The 1066-nt window shown below is 67.2% G+C and carries 1 protein-coding gene; it reads left to right on the top strand.

The features are described from left to right. Positions 1-92: 92 nt before the first annotated feature. Positions 93-944 carry an alpha/beta fold hydrolase gene (locus ACIRPX_RS45995; protein ID WP_404206149.1) on the top strand — a complete coding sequence of 284 codons (852 nt, stop codon included), beginning with the start codon at positions 93-95 and terminating at the stop codon, positions 942-944. The last annotated feature ends 122 nt before the right edge of the window (positions 945-1066 follow it).

The raw sequence follows: 1066 nt of genomic DNA, 5'->3' as shown, positions 1-1066 counted from the left end.
GGTGGTTCCGGGGGGTGGAACGGGCTGCTGCTGTGGGGGGTGGGTGGGGGGATCGTGGTGTGCGGTAGTGCAGGTGTGGAGGAGGAGTGGCCATGGCGGATGCGCCGATCACCACGGGCAGGGTCGCGGTGGGGGAGTACGAGTTCCAGCTGAGTGAGTCCGGTGACCGGTCGAGGCCGGCGCTGCTGTTCCTGCATGGTTCGGGGCCGGGGGCGACCGGTCTGTCGAACTGGGAGGCGGTGCTGAGGGATCTGGGCAACGACTACTACTGTGTTGCGCCGGATGTCATCGGTTTCGGTGACTCCACTCATCCCGAGCCGCCCCCGCGGGGGCTGGCGGCGTTCACGAAGCTGCGGGTCGACACGTTGATGGGGCTTTTGGACCGGCTGGGTCTGCAGAGGGCGACCTTCGTCGGCAATTCGATGGGCGGTATGTGGTCGCTGGGTGCGGCGTTGCGGGCGCCGGAGCGGGTGGAGAGGATCGTTCTGATGGGTTCCGGTGGCTCGCCGGTCCCGCCCGGTCCCGCGATTCCGGCGCTGGCCGGGTTCTACGACAATCCCAGTACTGAGGCGATGCAGGCGATGCTGGAGCAGTTCGTCTACGATCCGGCGTTGTTCGGCGGGGACCTGAGGAAGATTGCGGAGTTGCGGATGCCGCGTGCTCTGCGGCCGGAGGTGGAGCGCTCGCACCGGGCCACCTTTGTCGATGTCATGACCGAGCCGTGGGTGCTGACCGCCGAGGAGGCGGCGAGGATCCGGCAGGAGGTTCTTGTCGTCCATGGGCGTGAGGACCGGTTCGTCGTCTTCGACGGCGGGAGGTGGTTCTTCGACCATCTTCCGAATGTGCGGTTGTACGGCATCGGCAACTGCGGTCACTGGACGCAGATCGAGCAGCACGATCGTTTCGTGGCCGTGGTGCGTGGCTTCGTCGGCGGAAGGCTGTAGGCGTCGTGCCGCTGTTTGCGCTGGAGGGGATGGTTCCCGATGTGCATCCGGAGGCGTTCGTGGCGCCCACGGCGGTTCTCGTCGGGGATGTCGTCGTCGAGGCGGGCGCGTCGGTGTGGTAC

The sequence above is a fragment of the Streptomyces sp. NPDC101225 genome (genome assembly GCF_044767585.1).
In the GTDB taxonomy this organism is placed as follows: Bacteria; Actinomycetota; Actinomycetes; order Streptomycetales; family Streptomycetaceae; genus Streptomyces.
The sequence above is the reverse complement of the archived record's forward strand: the minus strand, read 5'-3'. Positions and strand labels throughout refer to the sequence as shown.